Below are 26,407 nucleotides of genomic sequence, written 5' to 3' on the forward strand. Positions count from 1 at the left end.
AAAAAGGGCTATTTCTGGGCCGACATATTCCAATATTTGGCTACGAACTGTTTTTTCTATACCTTCGAGGTCTATTAACTGACTCTTATCAGCTTCCGAGTACAGTAATGTTGCCAGTTCTTGTAAGCAGGCTTTGATCCGTTCTTGTTTCTCTTGGCTCATAGTCAGCGATCGCACAGGGTTATTTCCTTCTACATTTTCTCAGAAATGGTAAATCTTCCAAAACTGGATGCTCCCGAATTTTATTAGCCAGCGGACAAGCGATCTTCGATTCATCAGGCCACAAAATCGGTGCAGTAGTTGTGATGCGAGATATTAGCGATCGCAAAAAAGCTGAACTTGCCTTGCAACAAAAATCACAAGACTTAGAACAAGCACTAACCGATCTGCAAAATGCCCAATTACAAATTGTTCAAAGTGAAAAAATGTCAGCATTAGGCAATTTAGTTGCTGGGGTAGCTCACGAAATGAATAATCCCCTTGGTTTTATTGCTGCCAGTCTCAAACAAGCTAAACCTAGCATTGCTGATATTGTTGAACATTTAAAACTCTATCAAGAAAACCTGCCCAATACGAGTGATGAAATTCTTAACCACGCTAAAGAAATCGACTTGGATTATAGCTTAGAAGACTTACCCAAGATGATTGATTCTATGAGTATGGCGTGCGAGCGCCTGAAAAGTATCAGCACCAGTTTACGGACTTTCTCGCGTGCCGACAAAGATTATAAAGTACCGTTTAATATTCACCAAGGCATCGACAGCACGATTTTAATTTTAAAACATCGTCTCAAAGCTAATGAGCAACGTCCAGCAATTGAAGTGATACCTGAGTACACCAATTTACCTCAAGTTGAGTGCTTTCCTGGACAATTAAATCAAGTATTTATGAATATTTTAGCAAATGCCATTGATGCTTTAGAGGAATCGAATATTGGACGAAGCTTTGACGAAATTAAAGCAAATCCGAACTGCATTACAATTACAACTACTGTAGAAAATAATCTAGTTAAAATTACAATTGCCGATAATGCTAAAGGGATGACTGAAGAGGTAAAACAAAAAATATTTGACCATTTATTTACTACGAAAGCTGTCGGCAAAGGAACAGGATTAGGATTAGCGATCGCCCGCCAAATTATTGTAGAAAAACATAGCGGAGCGATCGAGGTGAATTCTCAACTTGGCGGCGGAACTGAATTTGTAATTCAGCTACCATCTAACACCTAACCCCAGACTTTTTATGTCTTTCCCGCCACCACGGAGTTTTTAACTAAAATTTCCATTGCTGCTTGATATTGCAGATCCGCTTCGGTCCCAATCTGTTCACGGGTGATGGCTACTTGGGAAATCACTTTATCCGGCTTAATACCTAATTTGTTAATATCCCGGTGTTGAGGAGTTTCATACTTAGCAATTGTGACTGCCAAACCCGAACCATCTGATAATTCAAATAGAGATTGAATTAGACCCTTTCCAAAAGTGGTTTCACCTACTAACTGGGCACGACCGTTATCTTGGAGTGCGCCGGCGAGAATTTCACTAGCACTAGCAGTCCCTTGATTCACTAAAATAACGAGAGGATCGTTCGTTAGGGCTGGCCCAAAGGCTTCAAAACTACCTTGAATGCCTTGTCGGTTAACAGTGTAGACAATCGTGCCGGAATCTAACCACAGACGGGCGATTTCAATCCCTGATTGCAATAGTCCCCCAGGATTATTTCGTAAATCCAGAATGTAGGCAGCAGCGCCTTTTTTTTCTAGACTGGAAATAGCATGTGCCAATTCCGTTGAGGCGTTGGCATTGAATTGAGTGAGGCGAAGGTAGCCTATGGGCGTACCCTCAGTGGAAACACGCAATTCGGAGACCACAGGATTTAGGGCGATGCGATCGCGTGTCAGTCTAATTTCCGTTTCTGCCTCTCCATCCCGTTCGATGAGGAGAGTGACAAGGCTGCCACTCGGCCCGCGCATTTTAGTCGCAGCTTCATCTAGGGTAAGATTTTCTGTGGAAATGCCTTCAATTTTGAGAATCCGATCACGTGGTCTAATCCCTGCTTTATCTGCTGGCGAACCTGCTATGGGAGCTACGACTTCCAACTTCCCAGTCTCAGGATTCAGGGCAATTTGCAATCCTACACCAGTAAGTTCCCCAGAAGTATTAACCTGTAAGCTGCGGTACTGTTCCGGGTCTAAAAAACGGGTAAAAGGGTCATCGAGGCTCTTGAGCATCTTCACAATTGCCGCATAACTGGCATTTGAGTCCGACAGCGGCTTCTCCAAAACCTTTTGCCGCACAGCCGCCCAGTTTTGATGATTAAATGTCTCATCTAGATAAGTGCGATTAACAATTCGCCAAACTTCGGAAACCAGCTTTTGTTCGCCCGTCAAAGCGATTGCTGGCTGGGTGAGCGTACCAAACCCCAACCAAAACGCCATTAACAACGAAAATCCAACCTGAAAGACTTGTTTGTTCATGAACCCCATTATCAATTCCACCTCAACCCAAATTGCCTAGAAATGCCCACTTCCCCTGTTGTTGATGAAATCTATCTCTCGATTATGTTACTTTTTTTATAGAAGTGGTGCATTTCTCTCATCAAGTTGTTCAGTCAACTGATGCGTTGTATCCACTCACCAAAGGATAAAATCTACTTTGTGTCCACCATTTTCTGTGCAGGGGCGTAAAGAGATCGCAATATATTCCTTCTTTACAGAGTGTAAAGTTTCTGAAGACTCTTAGCACGCTGAAAGCTGACAAGCTTTCCAAAAAACTCGCCTTTACTAAAATCCCAAAATTGCTAATTGGGAGAGAAGTCTGAGAGGCGGCTTCTGAGAAGTCCGTAGACAATTCTGCTGTTACTCTAGCCTGCGGTAACCCCTTGGGCGAACCCGCAGGATGTCGAGGCTTGGAACCATCAGAATTTTAGTCGCCGATTTAGAACTTCGGGATTTATCAACCGCAACCGACTTTTAGGAACTTGAGATTGTATGGCCAACGTTTACGACTGGTTTGAGGAACGCCTGGAGATTCAGGCACTCGCCGAAGACGTCACTAGCAAGTACGTCCCTCCCCACGTCAACATCTTCTACTGCCTGGGTGGAATTACCCTGGTTTGCTTTCTCATCCAGTTTGCTACTGGATTTGCCATGACGTTCTACTACAGGCCAACAGTCACTGAAGCTTTCTCCTCAGTGCAGTACATCATGACTGAAGTAAACTTCGGTTGGCTAATTCGCTCCATCCATCGCTGGTCTGCCAGCATGATGGTATTGATGATGATTTTGCACGTCTTCCGGGTTTATCTTACAGGTGGTTTCAAAAAGCCCCGCGAACTGACCTGGGTAAGTGGTGTCATCCTAGCTGTGATTACAGTTTCCTTTGGAGTCACCGGCTATTCCCTACCTTGGGATCAAGTTGGCTACTGGGCTGTGAAAATCGTTAGCGGTGTACCAGAAGCAATTCCCGTAGTTGGCGTTCTGATCTCCGACCTGCTGCGCGGCGGTTCGAGTGTTGGTCAAGCGACACTAACTCGTTACTATAGCGCACACACGTTTGTGCTGCCTTGGTTGATTGCAGTCTTCATGCTGTTTCACTTCTTAATGATCCGCAAGCAAGGCATTTCCGGTCCTTTGTAATCTCAGCTATTAGCGAAAGGCAATATTTGTCAGTTTTCAGATCAAGTCGTTTGTTCTAAACTTATGAAACAAAAGAAATTAATTGCACATAAGTTCCAAAAAACAAACACTTGTATCTGAAGCCTAAAGTTGTAGAGAACCTCCAGGCGGCTAACCGGAGATAAAAAATACTGTTTGCCCCCTGTTGGTTGCCTAGTAGCTGATAGCTTTCACAAATGCTTTAATTTAACTTAAGCAGGAGAGCACATTTCAAAATGGCAACACAAAAAAAACCTGACCTGAGCGATCCTCAGTTAAGAGCCAAACTCGCTAAAGGCATGGGTCACAACTACTATGGTGAACCCGCTTGGCCTAATGACCTACTTTATGTCTTTCCAATCGTGATCATGGGTTCGTTCGCTGCGATTGTGGCTCTAGCTGTGCTAGATCCCGCAATGACAGGTGAACCAGCAAATCCTTTCGCGACACCATTGGAAATTCTACCAGAGTGGTACTTGTATCCAGTTTTCCAGATTTTGCGATCGCTCCCTAACAAACTTTTAGGAGTGTTAGCAATGGGTTCTGTACCAGTGGGTCTAATCCTCGTTCCCTTTATTGAGAACGTAAACAAGTTCCAAAACCCCTTCCGCCGTCCAGTTGCAACCACAGTATTCCTCTTCGGTACCCTTGTCACCGTGTGGCTGGGTATTGGTGCTGCCTTGCCATTGGATAAATCTTTGACCTTGGGACTATTCTAAATTAGTCACCACAAAGTGCTTTGACGCCTGTGAGTTTCAAGAGCATAAGTAAGATTTGCTTTTGAAAAAATTAACAGGCGTCAATTTTAATAGTTCAGATTGCATCTGGGATCTGAAGTTTTGGGTGGAAAAGCTATTCCAAAAATCTAAAATCACCAAAAGTCATCAAATACAAACATTTTTCACTTACTTAACGTAAGTTGCTAGTTACAACCCTCGAAATGCCAAAATCGCTCATGTTTTGTATTTTGGTACACAGAATATCCCAATTTAGATTTTGTTCTATCAGAGAAATTTTGCAGTATTCGCAAAATTTAATAACTAGCAACTTGGGTTTACTTATATTTAAGTCACAGTTAATGCTTAGCATAGTGCAGCAAGACCATCTGACGGTTAAGAGCGAACTCAGTCTCCTAAACCAGGTGCAAGAATGGTTCGAGCAATTTTGTCTGCAACATTTATCTCAACTTGGCTGGTCAAAAACCCAACTTGATCGCCTGAATTTAGCATTAGCAGAAGGTTTTACCAACGCTGTTCGTCACGCTCATCATGCTTTACCGCCAGAAACAACCATTGAGATTAACGTTTTTCTGTGGATTGACCGACTAGAGATTAGAATTTGGGATTATGGAAAACCTTTCAATCCTGATGCGATCGCAGAGCCAGCCCCAGGTACTCTGCAAGTAGGCGGGTATGGATGGTTCCTCCTGCGGCGGTTGGCTGATCGGGTTGTATACGAACGTGGTGCAGATGGTAGAAATTGCCTTCTCATCGTCAAATACTCTGTAGAAGCACAAAAGTAAAAGTGAAGCAGTCAAGGGTGAAGAAAGTTGAGAATACTTCCGATGCCAATTTGGGGTTTTAAGCAAAAGCAGAACCTATGGAAGCAGTACCAGCAGTGTGCGAGGCTTTTCTTCTCTAGTAAATGCAGCATTGAGGAGTAAGACAAACAGAACTTCTCCTATCAAAGATGCTTCTCTACGAGAGACTCCGCCAATGCATAGCTTCTTCCACCCTAGTTTTGAGCCACTCATCTTAAAACAGAAGCATGAGCACAAGAAGTCTCTAGTTAGATATATAGTTATTTGATTGATAAAAGTATACTCGTTTTTCAATAAAATATGGATTGATGTAATATGTTTTTTAAGTGAAATTGCTTAGTTTTTATGAGTTTTTTGTAAAACACCAAAGAATATTGTTGTATAAAAAGAGTTAGTGAATCCAGTAAAGATAGCATTCGAGTTACACTAACTCCCTTGTTAAGATTTGTCAGCAGTGTTGAGAGCCTTATTTTTTGTTCTCCAACAAGTGCCATTTTGTGCTTAAAGAGATAGAGGGAATAGGGGACAAAATATGGCTAAGACAGCCCTAATTACAGGAATAACTGGTCAAGATGGCTACTATCTCAGCCATTTGCTCCTCAACCGGGGTTACCGAGTTGTAGGATTAGTACCCCCGCATCGACAACCTAATTTGAGAAAACTGGGAACACTGGCAAATCAAGTAGAAATTTTTACGGTTGACTTGAGGGATAATGCAGCACTGTTTACCGCAGTTGAACAGCTGCGTCCCCAAGAAATTTACAATTTGGCGGCTCCTAGTTTTGTACCCGACTCTTGGAACGACCCATTGGGAACCCTGGATCTAATAACTGGTACTGCTACCAGGCTTTTGGAAGCAGTACGAAAAGTTGGTTTGTCTACCAGATTCTATCAAGCCAGTAGTTCAGAAATGTTTGGCGATGTATTTATTTCGCCTCAAGATGAAGAAACCCCTTTTCGTCCTAAAAATCCCTATGCTGCGGCCAAGATGCACGCCCACTGGACTATGGTGCATCACAGACAGCGCTATGGACTATTTGCCTGTAGTGGAATTTTATATAATCACGAGTCTCCTCTACGCGCTCCTCAGTTTGTTACACGCAAAGTTTCTTTAGCGGCTGCATCGATTAAATTGGGTTTGACTGACACCTTAGAAATGGGTAATCTGGATGCAAAACGCGATTGGGGTTTTGCGGGTGATTACGTAGAAGCAATGTGGCTAATGTTGCAAGTTGACGAACCAGAAGAATATGTGATTGGCACAGGTAAACTGCACAGTGTAAGAGATTTAGTTGCCACAGCCTTTGAGTCTGTCGGCTTGAATTGGACGCAGTATGTAGTCATAGATACTAGCTTATTGCGACAAGATGAGCATTTTCAACTAGTAGCTAACCCCAGTAAAGCTAAAAGAAACCTCGACTGGGAACCCCAAGTGAGCTTTGAGGAACTTTTGGAAAAAATGGTAAAAACAGATTTAGAGCGGTTACAAAGTGGTGCGTTGGATGAAGTCCTTGCCGCAGGCATCGCGCCCTTACCGCGAGTGTAAATAACCTAACATGCACATCACTACAGTGACAAAAAACCTCAAGTTAGGTGATAAAGTAAACAAAAAAACTAACCATGTCTTCGTGTTTTTAGAAATTTTTGCCCACGAAGGTGGTATTCAATCATATATAAAAGATATTTTTCGCGCCTATCTGGGATTAAGCCAAACCTACAAGGCAGAAGTCTTTTTGCTGCGAGACAGTCCTGATAGTTTAAATCCGTTTGAAGACGAGAACTTAAAATTTCATTACTTTAAAAATCAGTCTCCCTATTTGGGGAGACTGCAAATGGCAGCAGCTTTACTTAAATGTCTGTTGCAAAGCCGTCCACAGCAAGTTTTCTGTGGCCATATTAACTTAGCAGTATTAGTACAAACTCTTTGCCAGCCCTTGGGGATTTCCTACACCGTACTAACTTACGGTAAAGAAGTCTGGGAGCCGCTGAAAAATCAAGAACGCCGCGCCCTGACATCAGCAGATGGAATTTGGACAATTAGTCGCTACAGCCGCGTTCGCGCTTGTGCTGCTAATGGTCTAAACCCGAAAATGGTACAGATGATGCCTTGTGCAATTGATGGGGATAAATTTACTCCTGGTTCCAAGCAGCCAGAATTAGTTCAGAAGTATGGCTTAACTGGCGCTAAGGTGTTAATGACAGTAGCGCGGTTATGGTCAGGAGATATTTACAAAGGTGTAGATGTAACGATTCGGGCATTACCACAAATCGCTCAGGTTTTCCCAGAAGTGAAATATTTGGTAATTGGTCGTGGTGATGACCAACCGCGATTGGTGCAGCTAACAAAAGATTTAGGTGTAAGCGATCGCGTTGTGTTTGCTGGTTTCGTTGCTACAGAAGAATTAATGGAACATTACCGCCTTGCTGATGCCTATATTATGCCTTCGCAAGAAGGCTTTGGCATTGTTTATCTAGAGGCAATGGCTTGTGGAGTACCTGTATTATCCGGTGACGACGATGGCTCCGCTGACCCCTTGCAAGATGGTAAACTGGGATGGCGAGTACCGCACCGCAGTCCTGATGCTGTAGCAGCTGCTTGTATAGAAATGCTTCAAGGAGATGACCAGCGCTGTGATGGAGAGTGGCTACGAGAACAAGCGATCGCTCTGTTTGGCATAGATGCCTTCCAACAGCACTTGCAAAAAATGCTTGTATCCTCAGTGATGAAGTCCAAATGACAAATGACAAATGACAAATGACCAATGACTAAAATAGCTATCCTAGAAGGAGAGCAGGACGACATTTAAAAAATGAGCTTTAAGTCATTTCAATTGAATCTTTTAAATCTCCGCCCTTGGCTCACCCTGCTGGCAGTTATTTGGTTGCTGGCATCACTGGGCTTGGGTTGGTTGGTTAATTCATTGCTAATTATTTTCGGGTTGCTGTTGTTAGCACCTATTGTGGCTTTTTTTGGCTTTCGTTGGTGGCTGCAACGCAACTTGATTGCTGACCAGTGCCCCGTCTGTGGACATGAATTTACAGGTTTAAACAACAGTCAGTTGCAGTGTCCTAACTGTGGCGAATCACTGTTAGTACAAAATAGTCATTTTCAGCGCTTCACACCAGAAGGCACAATTGATGTCACTGCTGTCGAAGTTACAGCCCAATCATTGGAAGATTAGTCATTGGTCATTGGTCATTGGTCATTAGTCATTAGCAAAGGATAAATGATTAATGACTATTTATTTTTTTGCGAGATCGAGAGGATGTAGCGATACTCTTGTTTGGATAGTTCGCCCACATACAGCGAGTATTTTCCTTCTTGCCAATAACCAGAAAGTTCTGGTTTGCCTCCAGAGTAGCTATCTGCCATTACACAAAAGCGCCCTCCAGGCCCGTCGATCAACAGCGTTGGCTTCCCTTGACTCTCTACTGTTAATCGCAAATAAGGTAGTGACTCTGTAACCTGGATAACTTGATTGGGTTCTGTAGTAATATTGCCACAGTTACTTTTGACAGTTCCCCCAGAATTTCCGTTTAAAATCAGTGGATCTGGTTGGAAATTCCGATTAATTTGGATTGTTGGTCTCTGTGCCCAATTGGCCTGGGTGAAAACCAAACTCATCGCCAAAGCTGTGGGAACAATTGCAAGTAGCCTAAGCGTTTTCATTTTAATTAGTGCTCCAGATTTTTTTAGAGCAATATTGTTATACAGTCTGATTTAATTGACGACATCAATCTATCTTGGTTCCAAAAGCTAGCGTATAACCTAATACCATTGAGTTAAGGATTTTTTGTAAATATTTTGATGTGTGTAGAGACGTTGCAAAGTAATGTTTTTAGCTCGGTCATGCAAATTACCTCATCTATGATGTTTGGTGGCGATCGCTTTTCTAGGAAAATATGTCACCAGTATAATCAGCTTCCATTAATAAAGTTGTATTTTTTACATATTCAATAAGTAATAATATTGAATAAAAAATATGTGTTAGCAGATAACAAGAAAAAAACATAATTTTTACCTGCCAGAAAGGTATTGCACACACAGACATTAGCTAAAATCACTAAGACAACCACCAAAAATAGAATTTGGTTGGTCTGTTGTGGAATAAGTGACATAGCTGAGGTAGAAAAGATTGATGAATCCTCAAAGAGAAGAAGACTTGCAGCGTCGCCTCAATAACCTAGAGGCAGAGATTAATTCTTCGCCTGAAGTGGTTCCTCAACCACAAGAGCAAAAACAGATGCCTCAGTCTGTTTTTGCCAAGTTTAACTTGCAACTGGAGCGATTTCAGATTTGGTTTAACAGTTTATCTGGGGTGAAAAAACTAGTAGTTTCGGGTGTGACGGTGCTAGTAGGCTTGGCATTGCTGCAAGCAGTGTTTAAACTGGTTGCATCTATAATCAGTCTGGCACTTTTGGCAGTGTTAGTGTATGTTGGATACAAATTTTTTGTGTCTAGTAGCTTTCAACGTAAGTAACAAGCTGATATGCATTTACTTTGCACTCTGCCTAGAGCCAGGAGCCAGAATACAAAAGGCTCCTGACTTATGAATTCTAAATTCTATTTCAACATGCTTTTCTTTTTACCGATTAGCTTAGTCTATTTTAATTGTGCCGATCGCGGCGTAGAAATAATGTCAAAGGGAATTAGACGATGACGACACCAATTGTCAGAAGAAGTAATCAATCTGGTCAGTCAAAACGACCAGAAAGAGCCAGTTCGCTGCTGCTAGCAAGCAGGCGTTTTGCTGCTTGGGCGGCTGAAATCACACTAGTGGTTACCAGTGGTTTGATTCCCTTCGGCATTGGTGTCTATGCCAATTCTAGAAGCGATCTTAATCGAGTACCGCTTAATCCCGTGCTGGTAGTCACAGAAAGAGCGATCGCTCGACCCTTAGCTTTGCCTGTGAGTTATGGCATCCGTAACGTAGCATGGCCGACTAATATTTTGTGGACAATCGCCCTATTAGCACCTGTAACTCTCTCATGGTGGCAATTATATTTACTAGCTAAGACTGGTAGCACAATTCCTAAACGTTGGTTAAAAGTGCGGGTTGTCAACGAGCAAGGGAGACCTCCTGGTTTGGGAGCAGTTGTGATTAGAGAAGGAGTTGGGCGTTGGACTGTACCCATTTCTATTGCCTATCTGCTGTGGCGTTACAGCTTTGCTTTTCCTAATTTAGGATTATTCACATTTTTGTCTTTGTTAATGATTGTGGGTGAAGGGATAGGCTTACCGTCACGCCGGGGCCGTCGCGCACTGCACGATCAACTTGCAGGTACTTATACAATAGATGCGCTCTTACCTAGCAATAGACAAGCTCAGTCTGCTGACGGTAATGATCAAGCAGAAGAATGGCAGGAGGGAGAAGAATTAGCGGTAGCCCAAACCAACCAGTCGCCTAATCTGTGGCGGCGGATACAGCAAAATCCTAATCTAACCTTGTTTGGGATAGGGCTGACGAGTATGACTGCTGTGTTGGCAACTTTAATAGGAACTCAAGTTTATATCCAAATTCAACAATCCCAGCGAGCAACCAAGCAAATCAACAGCCAACAGTTCCTCGAACTTGTTAAACAATTAACTCCCAACTCTGGGGCGACTAATGAGCAACGCCAAAGTGCAATTCTGGCTATGGGTGGTCTTAATGACCCACAGTCCATTAAATTTCTGGCGGGTCTCTTGGTTACTGAAACCAACCCCAGCCTCCTGGATACGATTCAACAAGCTTTGACAACTGTCGGGCCCCAAGCCATCCCGGAATTAAAAAATAAGAATCAGTTTCTGGTTAGCGAACTGGAGTCTGTAGGCAGCACTGCAACCCAAGAACGAGAATTGCGGCAAGGGCGGCTACAGAGAAACCAGCGGACGATCAACAAGATTCTCTCTGTTTACAGCGGTAAAATCCAGGGCGTTGACCTTAGCAGCACCCAATTAGGTCAAAGCGGTACTCCAGGAAGTTCCTTCTTCAACTTGGTACTAGACAACCTTGATTTATCAGGGGTTAAGTTTAAATCTGCAAATCTTAACCAAGCCAGCTTTAAGGGTAGCCGCTTTCGGGGTGCGGGTGAAGATGGACGCTGGGATACTTACGACGATGTGATGGCTGATTTAAGTCAAGCTCAGTTGCAGCAAGCCAATCTTACTGATGCTAACCTCAGTCGTGTCTTGATGAACCGGATTGATTTGAGCCGCGCCACTCTCAACAGAGCTAATTTATCCAATGCGCGTCTATTTGACGCTAAACTCAACAGCACTCAACTAGTAGGAGCCGATCTGCGAAACGCAGTTTTGGAAAAAGCGAGCTTAACTGGGGCTGATTTAGGTGATGCCAAATTGAACGAAGCCAATCTATACGCTGCCCGCTTAGGTCGCGTTACTGCTATAGGAACACAATTATCCTTTGCCAACTTAACTAACACTGATTGGCAAGGGGCAGATTTATCAGGAGCCTATTTGGATCGTGCTAATCTCAGCAATGCTAACCTCAGTGCCACTCGTCTAGCTGGCGCTGTTTTGCGTTCTGCCCAGATGGAAAACGTTAACTTGCAAAATGCCGACCTGAGCCTTGCAGATTTACGGGGGGCAAATGTCGCCGGAGCAGATTTTAAAGGGGCAATTCTCGCTCCTAGCAAACAAGACCCAGCAGATCAATTTGTCCAGACTCCAGATTTAGGCTCAGTATCTGCTGTAGTCCAAGGCGTTGATTTTTCCCAAGCCAAAAATTTAGATGCCAAGCAATTAGCTTACATTTGTACTCAAGGAGGCATTCATCCCCGTTGCCCGTAGAATGGGATGGGGAGCAGGGGGGCAGGAAATAACCAATGCCCCATAACCCCATGACTAATGACTAATTGGTATGAGGAGTTGGGTTATGAAGCATATTCCATATTTGGTTTCAGTTTTGGCGGCTGGCTTGGTCTTGAGTCTGGCGAGTACGAAACCAGCACAAGCTCAAGTGGCCTATGGTAGTTATATCGGTATAGGCCCCACTATTGGCTTTACTGATGGTATTCAATTGGGGGGGGTTATAGCGGGTCGCTACAAGCTTCTAGAAGCACCAATTTCACTGCGTGCCCAAGTGTTAATTGGTAATAATACGGCAGTTGTGCCAACAGTTTCCTACGATTTCCCCCTTAACTGGCAAGCTGATGCCTACCTGGGTGCTGGGTTAGTATTGGCTGGTGGTGGTGGATCTTCTCCTGTAGGCGACAAAATCAGTTTTGCTTTACAACCGGGGATTGATTATATGATCCCAAATAGCAATACTGTCCTTTTTGGCAACGCCATCATTGCTTTTGATGCCTACCGTGATAGCAGTGGTACAGCTATCTCTGTGCAGGGTGGTGTTGGTTTGAGATTTTAATGGGCAGATGAAAACACTACTGCGATCGCTATCCTATTCCTAACAAGCGTTAAACTTCATTGCAAATCAAGAAGTTAGTCCAAACAACATGATAATTTTTGGTCATGAAGAGAGACAGCACAGGATTAACACAGGAGAACACAGTGGCAATGGAATCAAATTTATTAACGGATGCGGGCGCAGATGAAATGAATCAAGATTTCAGTGAATATGTCGCCAATCTGCAACTTCACATGACTCTGCAAGCTCGCAATCTTGTTCCAACCCTGAAACAAACGCTGGTAGATAGTCGCCAGCAATTACTCCATCAAACCCAAGCCCACTTTGAAAAGCTAGTTTCTCGACAAGGGCTATAAATATATACAAATTTTAATCAAAATTCAAATAAAATAAAGGCAGATATTGTTGGGTTAATGCCAATGGTGTTCTCACAAGGTCTGCTTTTTCTGCTTTTTTTAAGTATTAAGTTACTAAAATCACCCTTTTGGCGCAATAGTAAGGGGCAGAAAGTAGTTAATATTATTGCAGCAGTTCCTTTGAAGAGCAGTTAGTTAAGGCTAAATAGCGGCTCGAATAAAAATGACTTCATTACTTCCCAGAAACCTCAGCGTTGTTATCCGACCAGTCCAATACCGGGATTTGGACGGCATTGAGCGCATAACTCAAGAGTCATTCGCAGCCCTCACTCCCAAGCGAGCAGGTTTTGCCATCAGCCAGATGCAAAGGCTGCGTCGCTGGTATGGATTACTCAAATTTTTGAGTTGGTTTCCTAACCCGCTTCAGTATCGCCTTTGTGCCTATGTAGCAGAGCAAGGGCGTATGCTATTAGGGATGATTCAAGTGTCACCCTTTAACCGGACACGCAGCACTTGGCGAATTGATCAAGTGTTGTTAGAGCGTGGTGTCGATAAACAAGGAATTGGTTCGCAACTTTTGCGTCATTGCTTTGAATCGATTTTGGAAGCTCGCACTTGGCTACTGGAAGTTAACATCAATGACATTGAGGCGCTGGCACTATATCGACAAAATGGATTCCAGCGTCTGGCAGAAATGACATACTGGGAAATTGAACCAGAATTACTGGCTGAATTAGCACAAGCAGAGCCAGACTTGCCCAATCTATTGCCAGTGAGTAATGCTGATGCCCAGTTGCTATATCAATTAGATACGGCATCGATGCCACCTTTGGTGCGTCAGGTTTTTGACCGTAATACCCGTGACTTTAAAACCAGCTTGTTCGGTGCTTTAACTGATGCAGTGAAGCAATGGCTGACCAAAACAGAAGTAGTCAGCGGTTACGTATTTGAACCCCAACGCAAAGCTGCGATCGGTTATTTTCAAGTGCAACTTGACCGTAAGGGTGAAGTTCCCCACGTTGCAACGCTGACGGTTCATCCTGCTTACACCTGGCTGTATCCAGAATTACTATCTCAACTGGCTCGTATTGCCCAAGATTTTCCCCAGCAAGGCTTGCAACTAGCTTCCTCTGACTATCAGGCAGAGCGAGAAGAGTATTTGGAACGAATCGGGGCAAAACGCATAGAACATACATTAGTTATGTCTCGCTCTGTGTGGCACAAGCTACGGGAGTCTAAATTCGTTTCCTTAGAAGGAATTCAGTGGACTGATATGCTGCAAGGTTTACAACCGGCACGTAAACCAATACCAGGTGGGATGTCATGGATACAACCAGGAAAGTTACCATCGTCAGATAAACCACTGCCAAGCAAGTCAGAGCCGATTAACTTTTCGGGAAAAAACCCTAGCATGGAAGCATCACCGATTTCTGAATCAGCAGATGCACAGCAGGAGAATTAATCGTGATATCCCAAGAGCAACCAAAACCGTTTATTTCAGCCTTGGGACTAGATTTTGGTCGCAAGCGGATTGGTGTGGCTGGGTGCGATCGCACGGGTTTAATCGCCACGGGAATTACCACAATTGAGCGCACATCTTTTGAACAAGATGTCGAGCAAATCCGGCAAATAGTTAATGAACGCGAGGTGCAAATCCTAGTTATGGGCTTACCTTATTCAATGGATGGCTCACTGGGATTTCAGGCGCGTCAAGTTCAAAAATTTACTATAAGACTTGCTAGAGCACTGAAACTGCCTGTGGAATATATGGATGAGCGATTAACTTCATTTCAAGCAGAGCAACTGCTGATAGCTGAGAAACGCTCTCCGTCACGCCATAAAAGTTTGATTGACCGCAAGGCAGCCGCTTTGATTTTGCAACAATGGCTGGATGTTAAGCGTGCTAGTTCCCGGAGTTCAGTTGCGGCTATTGAATATTGATACCTTTTAACATGATATTCTGAAAACGATTAGCCAGCAGTTGTATCTACGTATAAAGCTATTTAGTTGACATTATATATATGTCATGAAATAGTTAAGCGATTTTCAAAGTTGCTGGTATTTATTAAATTTCTAAATTTCGGCTATGTTTTCCTCTCCATTTCCTGAAGAAAATGATAACGCTCATGCGGGTTCCATCACTTTAACCGATGACAAAGGGCGATCGCTCGAATGTTACATAGAGCATTCCCTCGAAGTAGATGGACAAGAATACGTTTTACTTCTTCCTGTAGACTCACCTGTAGAAATTTTTTCTTGGGAAGGTGACGGTGAGGAAGAAGAAGCAGTTCTGGTAGAAGATGACACCATTATTGAGCAAATTTTTGCTACTGCCCAAGCTGTCCTATCTGAGCAGAATCTGATCTTGAAGAATACAGCCTATGCTCTGACTGTTGCAGGTGATTTACCGCCAGTTGAAGAATCAGAACTCTTCACCTTAGAAATCGAAGACGAAGAGGCAGATTTAGAGCCAGAGCAATTACAGCTACTTGCTAGCTTCTATGATGAAGATCAGGAGTATGCAATTTATACACCCCTCGATCCCCTGTTGTTTTTTGCACGGATAGCTAAAACAGGTGAGCCGGAATTACTCTCTCCAGAGGAGTTTCGCAAAGTGCAACCTCTGTTAGAGGAACATCTTTTTAATGAAGTGGAATAAGATTAAAAATTCAAAATGAAAATGTAACATTTTGAATTTTTTAATTGAGAAATTTTCATTTTAATCACAATCTACTTAAACCTTTTACCATGTCCCATTAAATGTGGAAGCAATGAAACATTAATACTAAATTGGGACAATTAATATTGTTTAAGATCCTGGAAAAAGCATTTTGGTAGAGATTTTTAGTTCCATTATCTAAAATCCAAAATTGGTATGAGATGCTGAAAATGGCTTATAGCGACTTTACATTAAGTAAATTTAAAAAGTCATTCAGCATCCACATTGATGAAGAAATTGATTTATGTGCCGACATAAAAGCTTTAACCTTTACAGCCAAGCGAGCAACTCACAAATTCCTTAGAATAAATGACAAAACTGGCTTTAGCAATTAATACTTAAAAAGCTCGTTCCGAAGTTCTCAGGAAGAGATTTTAATGTAGATGTAGAAAAACGTCTGAATGGGTATTGTGACTTTATCATCAGTAGTTTTAAAGAGCAACTAACAATTAATCTGCCTGTGTTGATTATTATTGAAGCCAAAAATGAAAATATTAAAGTTGAATTAGGTCAATGTGCGGTCACAATTTTAGCCGCACAATTTTTTAATCAACCATAAGAAAATGAAATTACAAAAGTTTAAGGTGCAGTAACAACGGGCGATATTTGGAAATTTTTGAAGTTAGAATAAAACGATAGATTTATTGATTTGAGTAATTATTACATCAAAGAGATAGATAAGATTTTAGGAATTTTATCTCAAAATGTTCAGTGAGATATCCCAGGGTGGTGTTCGACTAACTAAACTATATTGGGTTATGCTCATTTGTCTAGAGCTACTTAAATTTGACTGTTGACTATGACCTGGAATAATCTTTTACAGCCTGACTTGATTTTAGAAGGTTCAGTGTTGAACCTAACACCAGATATTATCCAAAAATACGGGCTTAAGGGGCTGGTATTGGATGTAGATGAAACCTTAGTACCCTTTAGAGTAGGGCTTGCTTCCCCAGAACTACAACATTGGGTGGAACAAATTCGCACCTGTACTGCATTGTGCTTGGTGAGCAACAACCTGAGTGAAGCGCGAATTGGTGGAATTGCGCGATCGCTTAATCTACCTTACTATTTGGGTGCAGCCAAGCCTTCCCGACGCAAAATTAGGGCAGCACTTAGGGGAATGGATCTACCAGTGCATCAAGTAGGGATGGTAGGCGATCGCTTGTTTACCGATGTTTTAGCAGGTAATCGCCTGGGAATGTTTACCATTTTAGTCGAACCGATTGTTCATGCCGACGCGGCCCTCCGCTCTCATCCCATACGCAACTTTGAAGTTTGGATATCTGAAATTCTGGGAGCCTCTATTACCCCTAAGAAAACCAAGATTCACAAAAGTTGAGAAACCGTCAGGAAAGTAAATCTAAAAAAATGGTTAAGGAATCTTACTGGAATCCAAAAATCGGGGATCATAAGTATTAATAACATGGGGTCAGCCAAAAAAGACCCTACAGCATACAAAATAAATATAAGCCCGTAAAGCGTCAGCCTTCACTATAGAGGGATTGGCGCTTTACAAATTTAGTTAGGAGTTAGAAGTTATGAGTTATGAATTAAATTCACCTCCTAACTCCTCACTCTTAACTCCTCACTTTTTAGATGTCATTAACAATTGTTGTCAAAATCGGCACTTCTAGCCTAACTCAACCAGAAACGGGACAATTAGCACTTTCTACAATCGCTACCTTGGCGGAAACACTCTGCCATTTAAGACACCAGGGACACCGGGTGATTTTGGTTTCTTCTGGTGCTGTGGGGGTGGGCTGTGCACGGTTGGGCTTAACTGAACGGCCCAAGGCGATCGCACTAAAACAGGCTGTAGCAGCAGTTGGACAAGGCAGGCTAATACGTGTGTATGATGATTTGTTTACTACATTACAACAGCCGATTGCTCAAGTATTACTGACTCGCAGTGACTTGGTACAGCGCAGCCGCTATCTCAACGCCTACAACACTTTTCAGGAACTGTTGGGACTGGGAGTGATCCCCATAGTCAATGAAAATGATACCGTAGCAATAGACGAACTAAAATTTGGTGATAATGATACCCTTTCGGCATTGGTTGCCAGTCTCGTAGAAGCAGATTGGCTATTTTTGCTCACCGATGTCGATAGGCTGTACTCAGCCGATCCGCGTTCCGTGCCAGATGCTCGGCCGATCGCTTTAGTGAGTAGCATTAAGGAATTAGCTCAATTACAAATACAAACAGGTTCCCAAGGTTCTCGGTGGGGAACTGGCGGTATGGTGACAAAAATTTCGGCTGCGAGGATTGCTATTGCAGCTGGAGTGCGTACCGTAATTACCCAAGGGCGATTTCCCAGAAATATAGAAAAAATTATCCAAGGTGAACTTATTGGGACGCATTTTGAACCGCAACCTGAACCAACTTCAGCGCGTAAACGTTGGATAGCTTACGGACTTGTACCTGCAGGTAAACTATATTTAGATGAAGGCGCGATCGCAGCAATTTCTCTGGCGGGAAAATCGTTATTAGCTGCTGGAATTAAAGCAGTAGAAGGAGAGTTTGACACACAGGACGCTGTGCAATTGTGTGACACCAACGGTAACGAAATTGCCAGAGGACTTGTTAATTACAACAGCGATCATCTGCAAAAAATTTGTGGGTGCCATTCACGGGAAATTCCTACGATTTTAGGCTATGTCGGTGCGGAAACAGTTATTCATCGGGATAATTTGGTTTTGATTTAGGAGGGAAATGAGATAACTTCCGGTTCAAAATCCAAGGCTCGTAACTGTGTCGCCAAGCGTTCAGCCCGTTGCAGAGCAGCTTGTTTAACTTTTCGCTCTTATTTAGCTCGTTCTGCTCACGCCCAATTTAATGTCATGCCATTATTGCAAGCGCAAAGCGTAATGGTAAAACTCTTCATTCTTAATGTAATCTCGCGCTTCATAGAGTTTTTGCGCGGTTATGTTAGAAATTTGAGTAGCTAAAATTACTCGAACTGCTCCACGCTCTTTTGCGTATTCTTCTGCAACACTCATCAATAACTTTGCAATTCCCTTCCGCCGATACGACTCTTCCACATACAAATCGTTCAATATCCATAGTCGTTTCATCGACACTGAAGAAAAGCTGGGATAAAGCTGAGTAAATCCAACTAATTCCCCATTGTCACTGGCTGCAAACACTACCGAGTCATTATTTTTGAAACGTTCTTTAAGAAACTCCTTGGCAGCTTCAAGGTTTGATGCCTGATTGTAAAAAATACGGTACCGATCAAATAGTACTGCAACACTTTCAAGATGATTAATATTAGCCAAAAAAACTTCCATTGAGTGTCCTCATCACTTCAATGCAGTTTACATCCAATAATACTTAGTTAAGTGAAATGGGAGGAGAAATTAATACAAATATGTTTGCGTTTTTTTAATGAGAACAGTAAGCTTTGATAATTGAACTTACTTTTTCTTCTTGAGATTGTTGTACAAGTAAACCTAGTTTTGTTGAAGAGAATCAATGCATGATTGCAAGTAATTGGTGGGCATTGCCCACCCTACTTAGACAATTTACTAGTTCATTAAGACTTTGGTTTATAAGTTGAAGCAACGTGCAATTCTTTCAACTGTTTTGCATCTACACTCGAAGGTGCGTCTGTTAACAAACAACGTGCTTGTTGTGTTTTCGGAAAAGCAATGACATCTCGAATAGATTCTTCTCCAGCTAGCAACATCACCAAACGATCTAAACCGTAGGCGATGCCACCATGCGGTGGTGTACCATATTCAAATGCTTCTAAGAGAAAGCCAAATTTATTTTGTGCTTCTTCAGGAGATAAACCGATCGCTTCAAAAACTTGCTGTTGAATTTCTCGTTGATAAATCCGTAGACTTCCGCCGCCAACTTCCACGCCGTTTAGTACTAAGTCGTAAGCTTGGGCGCGTGCAGTTTTTAAGTCGCTCAAATCATCAGGATGCGGTGCTGTAAATGGGTGGTGTAGTGCTTCTAGACGTTTTTCGTCAGCATTCCACTCGAACATTGGGAAATCTGTAATCCACAGCAAGTTGGTTTTTTCTGGATCAATTAAACCAAACTCTTTAGCGATCGCTTGCCGTAACCTATCTAAAGTTTTATTAACTGTAGCAGCATCACCAGCCCCAAACAACAGCAGATGTCCAGCTTTAGCACCTGTACGGCGTAAAATTTCTTCTTTTTGTTCTTCGCTGAGGTTGTCTTTAATCGCGCCAATAGTGTCAATTTCGCCATCATCCCTAACACGGATATAAGCTAAACCTTTAGCACCGGCTTCGCTAGCTTCTTTAAATAAGTCGCCGCCTGGTTTAATACGGACATTAGAAATTACATCGTTACCGTTGGGAATGGGTAAGATTTTGACGATTCCACCATTTGTAACAGTGTCCCGAAAGACTTTGAAACCAGAGTCTTTGACAATATCTGAGACATCAACTAATTCCAAACCATAGCGTGTATCTGGTTTATCACTACCGTAGCGTTCCATCCCCTCAGCGTAAGTAAGACGGGAGAAAGGACGCTGTAACTCAATGCCTTTAACGGTTTTAAAGATATGGCAAACTAAATTTTCATTCAGTTCGATAATTTCTTCTTGAGACATGAAGCTCATTTCCATGTCCAATTGAGTAAATTCCGGTTGTCTGTCGGCGCGTAAGTCTTCGTCACGAAAGCAACGGGCAATCTGATAATATCTGTCCAAGCCGGATACCATCAGCAATTGTTTAAATAGCTGGGGTGATTGCGGCAAAGCATACCACTCACCAGGATTGACGCGACTGGGTAGAACATAATCCCGCGCCCCTTCTGGGGTAGAACGGGTAAGTATTGGGGTTTCGACTTCGATAAAACCTTCCAAATCTTCCAGATAACGACGCATAGCTTTGACAATTTGATGACGCAGTTGCAAATTTTGCGCCATGCGTTCGCGTCGCAAATCCAAATAACGATATTTCAGCCGCAAGTCTTCCCGCACTGTCTCAGTGTCAGCTATGGAAACTTGGAAAGGTAACTGTTTACGGACAGCATTGAGGAGTTTAATTTTGTCGGCGTAGATTTCTACCTCGCCTGTTGGGATGCGGGTATTCAACGATTCTTCGGGACGTTGTGTTACCCTACCAGTGATTTCGACAACATATTCATTTCGCAGGGCGTTTGCATGTTCGTAAGAATCTGGGGTGCGTTGCGGATCGCTGACGATTTGGACAATTCCAGAGCGATCGCGTAAATCTAAAAATATCACACCACCATGATCGCGGCGACGGTCTATCCATCCGTAAAAGGTAACAGTTTCTCCAATATGTTCTTTTCGGAGTTCGCCGCAATAGTGAGTTCGCATAAGTCTTAGTTATTGTTTCCGGGCTAGATTGGCAAGCAAATGTCAAAGCTTTCCCATTATCTAGCATCAATAGTAATTGTAGTAATAAACATACAATAATCTCACACCAATTTGGCAAAGGTCGATTGGGGGAGTGGGTGAGGCACAAAACCTGAGATAAGACGCGATGAAGCAAAGAAATTATCAAATACTCTCACCATGTCCCAGCACCACCATCTTTTACGTAATATAATGTTTCCATTTTTACACTAACTGTTTTGTGTAACTTAACTCTGGAGCACAACTGATAACTGTTAATCACTGTCTCAATAAAATTTTTTATTTAATAACTGTTCTATCAGAAAAGAACAATCCAAAGGGTATTATGCGTTCGTTGGTTTTCTAACTCCTAATGTAGCTTTTTTGCTTTCTTTTATTGCCAGTTTTGAGCATCAGTAATGCCAACAGAATTGTCCCAAAGCGAATTGCCAGATGATAGAGGATTTTTAGCGCACCCTCCGCATCACCTCCTGCTCCATGCAATATCAACACCAGTCAAGCGGGTTGATCTGCTCAACTGAAGTAATAGCTATGTTTAAATGTCCTCTAAATGTTGAGTTACACTTGAATAGAGTTAGTCGCAGTCCTGACGGTTTCTGTCGTTTGAGTTAGCGATGTCTTCTCCTGTCGGAGATAATGAGTCAGATTAATAGATGTATCTGTGCATGGCTTATCTACAAGCTACATTAGCGATCGCTAAAGCCCACATATTCTTAGTTAAGAATATATCTAATATGAAAACATCAATCAAAATAGTTATTTTAATTGTACTTAAAAACGAAGTAAGTTAATTAAAAATGTAATTAACAATACAAATAACTTTATTTTAGAAGCCCTTTTCTATGCAGCTTCATATTAAATTAGTATAAGTCTCAAAGGTAAGTATAAAGCCTGTTTTACTTCTGATTTTTGACTTCTGAATTCTGCTGTAATATATGCAAAAATTATTAGATTTAATTAACGCATTCTACGACTTATTCATCGCTGGATACTGTTTCAAAACTTGCTGCAAATATTGTCCAGTATAAGACCTGGGATTTTTTGCAACTTCCTCTGGTGTACCCACAGCAATTAATTCTCCCCCTTTGTCGCCACCTTCTGGCCCCAAATCTATCACCCAGTCAGAACAACGAATTACATCTAAGTTATGTTCAATTACTAAAATTGAATTACCTTTATCTACCAATCGTTGCAACACATCTAACAATTTGTGGACATCGTAAAAAGATAAACCTGTTGTCGGTTCATCTATTAAATAAAGTGTCTTACCTGTGGCGCGTCGAGATAGTTCTGTTGCCAATTTCACCCGTTGCGCTTCACCACCAGATAAGGTAGTGGCAGGTTGTCCTAATTGGACGTAACCCAAGCCGACATCAAATAAAGTTTGTAAACGCGCGATCGCTTTGGGAATATTCTGGAAAAAGTCTAAACTTTCCTCAACTGTCATTCTCAAGACATCAGAAATCGACTTATCTTTATACTTCACCTGCAAAGTCTCGCGGTTGTATCTTGCACCTTTACAAATTTCGCATTGCACGTAAACATCCGGGAGAAAGTTCATTTCAATAACATTCACACCCTGTCCGCTACAAGCTTCGCAACGTCCACCTTTAACGTTGAAGGAAAATTGTCCGGGTTTGTAACCCCTAGCTTTGGCTTCTACTGTTTGGGAAAATACATCCCGAATGGCATCGAAAATTCCTGTGTAAGTTGCAGGGTTAGAACGTGGTGTGCGTCCAATTGGGGATTGATCGATAACGATCGCTTTATCAATCGCGTTTAATCCCTGAATTTTATCCAAATGTCTCGGTAAGGGAACTTTCTTAGTTAAATGGTGTTGCAGAGATGGATACAGTAACTCATTAATCAGGGTAGATTTACCAGAACCAGACACACCAGTGATCGAGACAAGTTTACCTAGCGGAATGTCTACATCAATATTTTGTAGATTGTTGCGATGAGCATTTTTAATTCCCAAACTGCGCCCATTTCCTTCTCGGCGTTCTGCTGGTGTGGTAATTACTCGCCTTCCTGATAAATATGCACCCGTTAAAGAATCTTCTGCTGCTAATAATGCCTGAAAATCACCTTGGGCGATAATATTTCCGCCGTGAATTCCTGCACCGGGGCCGATATCAACAATGTGGTTAGCTGCGCGAATTGTTTCTTCATCGTGTTCAACGACAATTAATGTATTACCTAAATCACGTAATTTAGTTAAAGTTTTCAGCAACCTGCCATTATCTCGTTGATGCAAACCAATACTCGGTTCATCTAAAACGTAGAGAACTCCTGTTAAACCTGAACCAATTTGCGTTGCTAAACGAATTCGTTGGGCTTCGCCACCGGAAAGGGTCATGGCGGGACGGTCAAGGGTGAGATAATCTAAACCTACATCCAACAAGAATTGCAATCTTGCTTTGATTTCTCTCAGGACTAAATCAGCAATTTGTAACTGGCGATCGCTCAACTTAAATTGCTCAATTCTCTCCCGACAATCCCGAATTGATACGGTAGTCAATTCTAAAATTCCATATTGTCCCAACTTCACCGCCAAGGCTTCCGGTTTTAACCGTTTTCCTTTACAAACTTCACACGGTTGGTCAATTAAATACTGCTCTAATTTTTGCTTAATTAGTTCAGAACCACCCTCATATTGTCGTTGCAAAATTGGAATAGCACCTTTAAAACTCTGCTTTCTTTGTGCTTCTGCGGCTCGTTCATCTTTCTCTCCATACAGAATAATTTGCTGCTGTTCTTCTGTCAGCTTTTTCCAATTTGTCTGTAGCTCAAACCCATAAATCTGTCCGACGCTATAGAGTAATTCTAGATAATAAGAATTATCTTTTTCTGACCAAGGCGCGATCGCAGCATAAACCGGCGCTTCCCAGTCAGGTACGATCAAATCTGGCGCAAATCTCCTTAAAGTCCCAATTCCGTGACAGTGCGGACAAGCACCATAAGGCGAGTTAAAGGAGAACAATCGCGGTGATAGTTCCTCCATTACCGCGCCATGTTCTGGACAGGCAAAGTTTTCCGAAAATACTAATTCTTCTTCTTTTTCTTGTCCGTCGTCACCAAGCAGACTCACCAGAATGGCTGCAATACCACCCGATTGCTTGAGACACGTAGACAGGGAATCAACCAAACGTTCCTGAATATCAGCCTTTTTCACCAAGCGGTCAATTACTACCTCGATGGTGTGGGTAAAATTTTTATCCAATTCAATTGAATCTGACAGTTCGCGGATCTCGCCATTGATCCGCACGCGGACAAAACCTTGAGAAGCAAGACTTGACAAAAGCTTACGATGTGTGCCTTTTTTCCCTCTGACAACGGGTGCAAGAATTTGGAAGCGCGTGCGATCTGGTAATTCCATGATGCGATCGCACATCTCATCGATTGTCTGGGGTGCAATACAGCGATCGCATATCGGACAATGGGGTTCGCCAGCCCGACCAAACAACAGCCGCAGATAGTCGTAAATCTCTGTCACCGTACCGACAGTGGAACGGGGGTTATGAGAGGTTGACTTTTGGTCAATGGAAATTGCTGGACTTAAGCCTTCAATGGCTTCGACATCCGGCTTATCCAGTTGTCCTAAAAATTGCCGTGCGTAGGCGCTGAGGGATTCCACATAGCGACGTTGCCCTTCAGCGAAAATGGTGTCAAAGGCTAGAGAAGACTTACCAGAACCAGAAACGCCAGTGAATACGATTAGGCGATCGCGTGGCAATTCCAAGTCAATATTTTTCAGATTATGCTGCCTAGCACCCCGAATCCGAATGGTATTCTGGCTGTTGTGGCTGGGGTACGGAAGATGTCCATTCAAGGATGCTGCTAGCTGTTTGTCTGACATATTGGGCGGCGAAGAAGGAGTTTCTTATGAAACAGTCCTTAATAATACTATCTTTAATCTGTTTATAGTAGAACAATCGTACTGTTTTAGTTAGTTATCGTTTCAGATTCATGGTGCAGACATCCTTAAGAGTCGGCTAGTTTGGAAGCATCCCGATTAAATATCCTTCTGAGGGCGAAGCTATGGTATTGCAAATCCAACTGCCGACCCAGCCAGAGGCCATCTACTTAGATAGTGACGGACAACTAGTTGCTAATAATACCATACAGTTTGGCTGGATTGTAGAAATTAAGCAGAATATAGAGTGGCTATTTGCTGACTTAACTGGGAACTTCAAGCTTTGAACTCGGAAGTTCGACCTTTTTGCTCGGTCATTGGTGTTCAAAACTCGGAAGTTCGACCTTTTTGCTCGGTCATTGGTGTTCGGAACTCGGAAGTTCGACTTTTTACTCGGTCATTCGTGTTCAGAACTCGGAAGCTCGACCTTTTTGCTCGGTCATTGGTGTTCGGAACTCGGAGGTTTGACCTTTTTGCTCGGTCATTCGTGTTCAGAACTTGAAACACCGAGTTCAGAACTGCGATCGCATTTACCTCTGCATTTAAGCTTAGAATCACTGGACACCACCAGTTCAGAACTGCGATCGCATTTCTTTTTTAGCAAGCGATCGCTCTTTTTGAATATTAACTCGCCATAACTCCTTTATTTCCCCGGTTGGTGAGCGAAGTCGAACCACATCTCCCTCATCTCTAACGCCTTGGACACACCTTAACTGCATCAGGATGGCTAGCCAAATAACTCTTAAGCCAACTGCAACCCTGCGCTAATAAATCATCAAGATTCAGATTCCACAATTTGATGGTCTTGTCAGTACTGGCGGAAGCTAAAGTTTTGCCATCCGGGCTGAAAACGACGCTATAGACCACATCGCTATGCCCGGTCAGGGTGGTAATTTCTTTGCCCGTTTCCCGATTCCACAATTTTATGGTCTTGTCAGCACTGGCGGAAGCTAAAGTTTTACCATCCGGGCTGAAAACGACGCTGATGACCGGATAGCTATGCCCAGTCAGGGTGGTAATTTCTTTGCCCGTCTCCCGATTCCACAATTTGATGGTGCTGTCAGCACTGGCGGAAGCTAAAGTTTTACCATCCGGGCTGAAGACGATGCTGATGACCACATCGCTATGCCCGGTCAGGGTGGTAATTTCTTTGCCCGCCTCTCGATTCCACAATTTGATGGTGCTGTCAGCACTGGCGGAAGCTAAAGTTTTGCCATCCGGGCTGAAGACGACGCTATAGACCGCATCGCTATGCCCGGTTAGGGTTGTAATTTCTTTGCCCGTCTTCCGATTCCACAATTTGATGGTGCTGTCACGACTGGCGGAAGCTACAGTTTTGCCATCCGGGCTGAAGACGACGCTGTAGACCGAACTGCTATGCCCAGTCAGGGTGGTAATTTCTTTGCCCGTCTCCCGATTCCACAATTTGATGGTGCTGTCAGCACTGGCGGAAGCTAAAGTTTTGCCATCCGGGCTGAAGACGACGCT

At 42.8% G+C, this 26,407-nt stretch carries 23 protein-coding genes and 3 pseudogenes; 18 read left to right on the forward strand and 8 right to left on the reverse strand.

Translation table 11 applies throughout. The features are described 5' to 3' along the window. A pseudogene (locus F8R90_RS06085) lies at positions 1-162 on the reverse strand (ISKra4 family transposase); the annotation flags it as partial. A 149-nt stretch (positions 163-311) separates the two neighbouring features. Here F8R90_RS06085 and F8R90_RS33675 point away from each other — a divergent pair. Continuing rightward, positions 312-1,229 (forward strand): annotated as a pseudogene (locus F8R90_RS33675) (sensor histidine kinase); the annotation flags it as partial. 11 nt (positions 1,230-1,240) lie between these two features. Here F8R90_RS33675 and ctpA read toward each other — a convergent pair. After that, entirely contained in the window at positions 1,241-2,485 is a 1,245-nt protein-coding gene (gene ctpA, locus F8R90_RS06095) for a carboxyl-terminal processing protease CtpA (RefSeq protein ID WP_196510010.1), read from the reverse strand. 504 nt (positions 2,486-2,989) lie between these two features. On the opposite strand from ctpA, the gene petB reads away from it, so the two are divergent. From petB to F8R90_RS06125, 6 genes are all read left to right on the forward strand, one after another. After that, a complete protein-coding gene (petB, locus tag F8R90_RS06100; RefSeq protein ID WP_179064867.1) occupies positions 2,990-3,637 on the forward strand; it encodes a cytochrome b6 in 648 nt (215 codons plus the stop codon). Between the two features lie 254 nt (positions 3,638-3,891). Next, positions 3,892-4,374: a cytochrome b6-f complex subunit IV gene (gene petD, locus F8R90_RS06105; protein ID WP_174710778.1), complete on the forward strand. Its 483-nt coding sequence runs from the start codon at positions 3,892-3,894 to the stop codon at positions 4,372-4,374. A 359-nt stretch (positions 4,375-4,733) separates the two neighbouring features. Continuing rightward, positions 4,734-5,177: an ATP-binding protein gene (locus F8R90_RS06110; protein WP_190896708.1), complete on the forward strand. Its 444-nt coding sequence runs from the start codon at positions 4,734-4,736 to the stop codon at positions 5,175-5,177. 550 nt (positions 5,178-5,727) lie between these two features. Next, positions 5,728-6,741 (forward strand): GDP-mannose 4,6-dehydratase, encoded by a 1,014-nt coding sequence (locus F8R90_RS06115; protein WP_196510011.1) that lies wholly within the window; start codon positions 5,728-5,730, stop codon positions 6,739-6,741. A 10-nt stretch (positions 6,742-6,751) separates the two neighbouring features. Further along, positions 6,752-7,933: a glycosyltransferase family 4 protein gene (locus F8R90_RS06120; RefSeq protein ID WP_196510012.1), complete on the forward strand. Its 1,182-nt coding sequence runs from the start codon at positions 6,752-6,754 to the stop codon at positions 7,931-7,933. Positions 7,934-8,005: 72 nt separating this feature from the next. After that, positions 8,006-8,377: a hypothetical protein gene (locus tag F8R90_RS06125; RefSeq protein WP_196510013.1), complete on the forward strand. Its 372-nt coding sequence runs from the start codon at positions 8,006-8,008 to the stop codon at positions 8,375-8,377. 56 nt (positions 8,378-8,433) lie between these two features. Here the strand turns inward: F8R90_RS06125 and F8R90_RS06130 are convergent, their stop codons facing one another. Beyond that, a complete protein-coding gene (locus tag F8R90_RS06130; RefSeq protein ID WP_190896716.1) occupies positions 8,434-8,865 on the reverse strand; it encodes a hypothetical protein in 432 nt (143 codons plus the stop codon). Between the two features lie 469 nt (positions 8,866-9,334). On the opposite strand from F8R90_RS06130, the gene F8R90_RS06135 reads away from it, so the two are divergent. The 10 genes and pseudogenes from F8R90_RS06135 (at position 9,335) to proB (ending at position 18,346) form a co-directional block, all read left to right on the forward strand. Continuing rightward, complete coding sequence (locus F8R90_RS06135) at positions 9,335-9,676, forward strand: hypothetical protein (RefSeq protein WP_196510014.1); 342 nt, start codon at positions 9,335-9,337, stop codon at positions 9,674-9,676. Positions 9,677-9,852: 176 nt separating this feature from the next. Next, on the forward strand, positions 9,853-11,988 hold the full coding sequence (locus F8R90_RS06140; protein ID WP_196510015.1) for a pentapeptide repeat-containing protein: 2,136 nt from the start codon (positions 9,853-9,855) through the stop codon (positions 11,986-11,988). 85 nt (positions 11,989-12,073) lie between these two features. Then, a complete protein-coding gene (locus F8R90_RS06145; RefSeq protein WP_190896722.1) occupies positions 12,074-12,565 on the forward strand; it encodes a hypothetical protein in 492 nt (163 codons plus the stop codon). A 149-nt stretch (positions 12,566-12,714) separates the two neighbouring features. Next, the gene (locus F8R90_RS06150; RefSeq protein WP_190896752.1) at positions 12,715-12,921 is read left to right on the forward strand and encodes a hypothetical protein; all 207 of its coding nucleotides are present in this window, start codon (positions 12,715-12,717) and stop codon (positions 12,919-12,921) included. 223 nt (positions 12,922-13,144) lie between these two features. Next, on the forward strand, positions 13,145-14,383 hold the full coding sequence (locus tag F8R90_RS06155; protein ID WP_196510016.1) for a GNAT family N-acetyltransferase: 1,239 nt from the start codon (positions 13,145-13,147) through the stop codon (positions 14,381-14,383). A gap of 2 nt (positions 14,384-14,385) precedes the next feature. Then, complete coding sequence (ruvX, locus tag F8R90_RS06160) at positions 14,386-14,862, forward strand: Holliday junction resolvase RuvX (protein ID WP_196510017.1); 477 nt, start codon at positions 14,386-14,388, stop codon at positions 14,860-14,862. 145 nt (positions 14,863-15,007) lie between these two features. Next, a complete protein-coding gene (locus F8R90_RS06165; protein WP_190896729.1) occupies positions 15,008-15,580 on the forward strand; it encodes a DUF3727 domain-containing protein in 573 nt (190 codons plus the stop codon). A gap of 230 nt (positions 15,581-15,810) precedes the next feature. Continuing rightward, positions 15,811-16,355: pseudogene (locus tag F8R90_RS32715) on the forward strand (hypothetical protein). An 84-nt stretch (positions 16,356-16,439) separates the two neighbouring features. Continuing rightward, positions 16,440-16,979 carry a YqeG family HAD IIIA-type phosphatase gene (locus tag F8R90_RS06170; RefSeq protein ID WP_196510018.1) on the forward strand — a complete coding sequence of 180 codons (540 nt, stop codon included), beginning with the start codon at positions 16,440-16,442 and terminating at the stop codon, positions 16,977-16,979. Positions 16,980-17,236: 257 nt separating this feature from the next. Beyond that, on the forward strand, positions 17,237-18,346 hold the full coding sequence (proB, locus tag F8R90_RS06175; RefSeq protein ID WP_196510019.1) for a glutamate 5-kinase: 1,110 nt from the start codon (positions 17,237-17,239) through the stop codon (positions 18,344-18,346). 141 nt (positions 18,347-18,487) lie between these two features. Here proB and F8R90_RS06180 read toward each other — a convergent pair whose 3' ends face one another. The 3 genes from F8R90_RS06180 to uvrA all read right to left on the reverse strand — a co-directional run bounded on the left by F8R90_RS06180 (position 18,488) and on the right by uvrA (position 24,862). Continuing rightward, positions 18,488-18,931, reverse strand: a complete 444-nt coding sequence (locus tag F8R90_RS06180; protein WP_196510020.1) for a GNAT family N-acetyltransferase — start codon at positions 18,929-18,931, stop codon at positions 18,488-18,490. 245 nt (positions 18,932-19,176) lie between these two features. After that, positions 19,177-20,964 (reverse strand): aspartate--tRNA ligase, encoded by a 1,788-nt coding sequence (gene aspS, locus F8R90_RS06185; RefSeq protein WP_196510021.1) that lies wholly within the window; start codon positions 20,962-20,964, stop codon positions 19,177-19,179. A 1,006-nt stretch (positions 20,965-21,970) separates the two neighbouring features. Further along, positions 21,971-24,862, reverse strand: a complete 2,892-nt coding sequence (gene uvrA, locus F8R90_RS06190) for an excinuclease ABC subunit UvrA (protein WP_196510022.1) — start codon at positions 24,860-24,862, stop codon at positions 21,971-21,973. A 182-nt stretch (positions 24,863-25,044) separates the two neighbouring features. Here uvrA and F8R90_RS06195 point away from each other — a divergent pair, with 182 nt between their 5' ends. Continuing rightward, entirely contained in the window at positions 25,045-25,206 is a 162-nt protein-coding gene (locus F8R90_RS06195; RefSeq protein ID WP_196510023.1) for a hypothetical protein, read from the forward strand. Positions 25,207-25,243: 37 nt separating this feature from the next. Here F8R90_RS06195 and F8R90_RS06200 read toward each other — a convergent pair whose 3' ends face one another. Beyond that, positions 25,244-25,477, reverse strand: a complete 234-nt coding sequence (locus F8R90_RS06200; protein WP_196510024.1) for a hypothetical protein — start codon at positions 25,475-25,477, stop codon at positions 25,244-25,246. A 132-nt stretch (positions 25,478-25,609) separates the two neighbouring features. After that, on the reverse strand, positions 25,610-26,407 hold a 798-nt coding region (locus F8R90_RS06205), incomplete at its 5' end, for a WD40 repeat domain-containing protein (RefSeq protein ID WP_196510025.1).

The sequence above is a fragment of the Nostoc sp. NZL genome (assembly GCF_015714705.1).
Classification (GTDB): Bacteria; Cyanobacteriota; Cyanobacteriia; order Cyanobacteriales; family Nostocaceae; genus Nostoc; species Nostoc foliaceum_A.

Bases quoted from the DNA above. Each gene is read 5' to 3' on its own strand.
- F8R90_RS06155 (WP_196510016.1), top strand. From the start codon at position 13,145: ATGACTTCATTACTTCCCAGAAACCTCAGCGTTGTTATCCGACCAGTC.
- proB (WP_196510019.1), top strand. From the start codon at position 17,237: ATGTCATTAACAATTGTTGTCAAAATCGGCACTTCTAGCCTAACTCAA.
- F8R90_RS06140 (WP_196510015.1), top strand. From the start codon at position 9,853: ATGACGACACCAATTGTCAGAAGAAGTAATCAATCTGGTCAGTCAAAA.
- ctpA (WP_196510010.1), bottom strand. From the start codon at position 2,485: ATGGGGTTCATGAACAAACAAGTCTTTCAGGTTGGATTTTCGTTGTTA.
- F8R90_RS06150 (WP_190896752.1), top strand. From the start codon at position 12,715: ATGGAATCAAATTTATTAACGGATGCGGGCGCAGATGAAATGAATCAA.
- aspS (WP_196510021.1), bottom strand. From the start codon at position 20,964: ATGCGAACTCACTATTGCGGCGAACTCCGAAAAGAACATATTGGAGAA.
- F8R90_RS06135 (WP_196510014.1), top strand. From the start codon at position 9,335: ATGAATCCTCAAAGAGAAGAAGACTTGCAGCGTCGCCTCAATAACCTA.
- F8R90_RS06195 (WP_196510023.1), top strand. From the start codon at position 25,045: ATGGTATTGCAAATCCAACTGCCGACCCAGCCAGAGGCCATCTACTTA.
- uvrA (WP_196510022.1), bottom strand. From the start codon at position 24,862: ATGTCAGACAAACAGCTAGCAGCATCCTTGAATGGACATCTTCCGTAC.
- F8R90_RS06130 (WP_190896716.1), bottom strand. From the start codon at position 8,865: ATGAAAACGCTTAGGCTACTTGCAATTGTTCCCACAGCTTTGGCGATG.
- petB (WP_179064867.1), top strand. From the start codon at position 2,990: ATGGCCAACGTTTACGACTGGTTTGAGGAACGCCTGGAGATTCAGGCA.
- F8R90_RS06110 (WP_190896708.1), top strand. From the start codon at position 4,734: ATGCTTAGCATAGTGCAGCAAGACCATCTGACGGTTAAGAGCGAACTC.
- F8R90_RS06120 (WP_196510012.1), top strand. From the start codon at position 6,752: ATGCACATCACTACAGTGACAAAAAACCTCAAGTTAGGTGATAAAGTA.
- F8R90_RS06115 (WP_196510011.1), top strand. From the start codon at position 5,728: ATGGCTAAGACAGCCCTAATTACAGGAATAACTGGTCAAGATGGCTAC.
- petD (WP_174710778.1), top strand. From the start codon at position 3,892: ATGGCAACACAAAAAAAACCTGACCTGAGCGATCCTCAGTTAAGAGCC.
- F8R90_RS06165 (WP_190896729.1), top strand. From the start codon at position 15,008: ATGTTTTCCTCTCCATTTCCTGAAGAAAATGATAACGCTCATGCGGGT.
- F8R90_RS06180 (WP_196510020.1), bottom strand. From the start codon at position 18,931: ATGGAAGTTTTTTTGGCTAATATTAATCATCTTGAAAGTGTTGCAGTA.
- F8R90_RS06125 (WP_196510013.1), top strand. From the start codon at position 8,006: ATGAGCTTTAAGTCATTTCAATTGAATCTTTTAAATCTCCGCCCTTGG.
- F8R90_RS06170 (WP_196510018.1), top strand. From the start codon at position 16,440: ATGACCTGGAATAATCTTTTACAGCCTGACTTGATTTTAGAAGGTTCA.
- F8R90_RS06145 (WP_190896722.1), top strand. From the start codon at position 12,074: ATGAAGCATATTCCATATTTGGTTTCAGTTTTGGCGGCTGGCTTGGTC.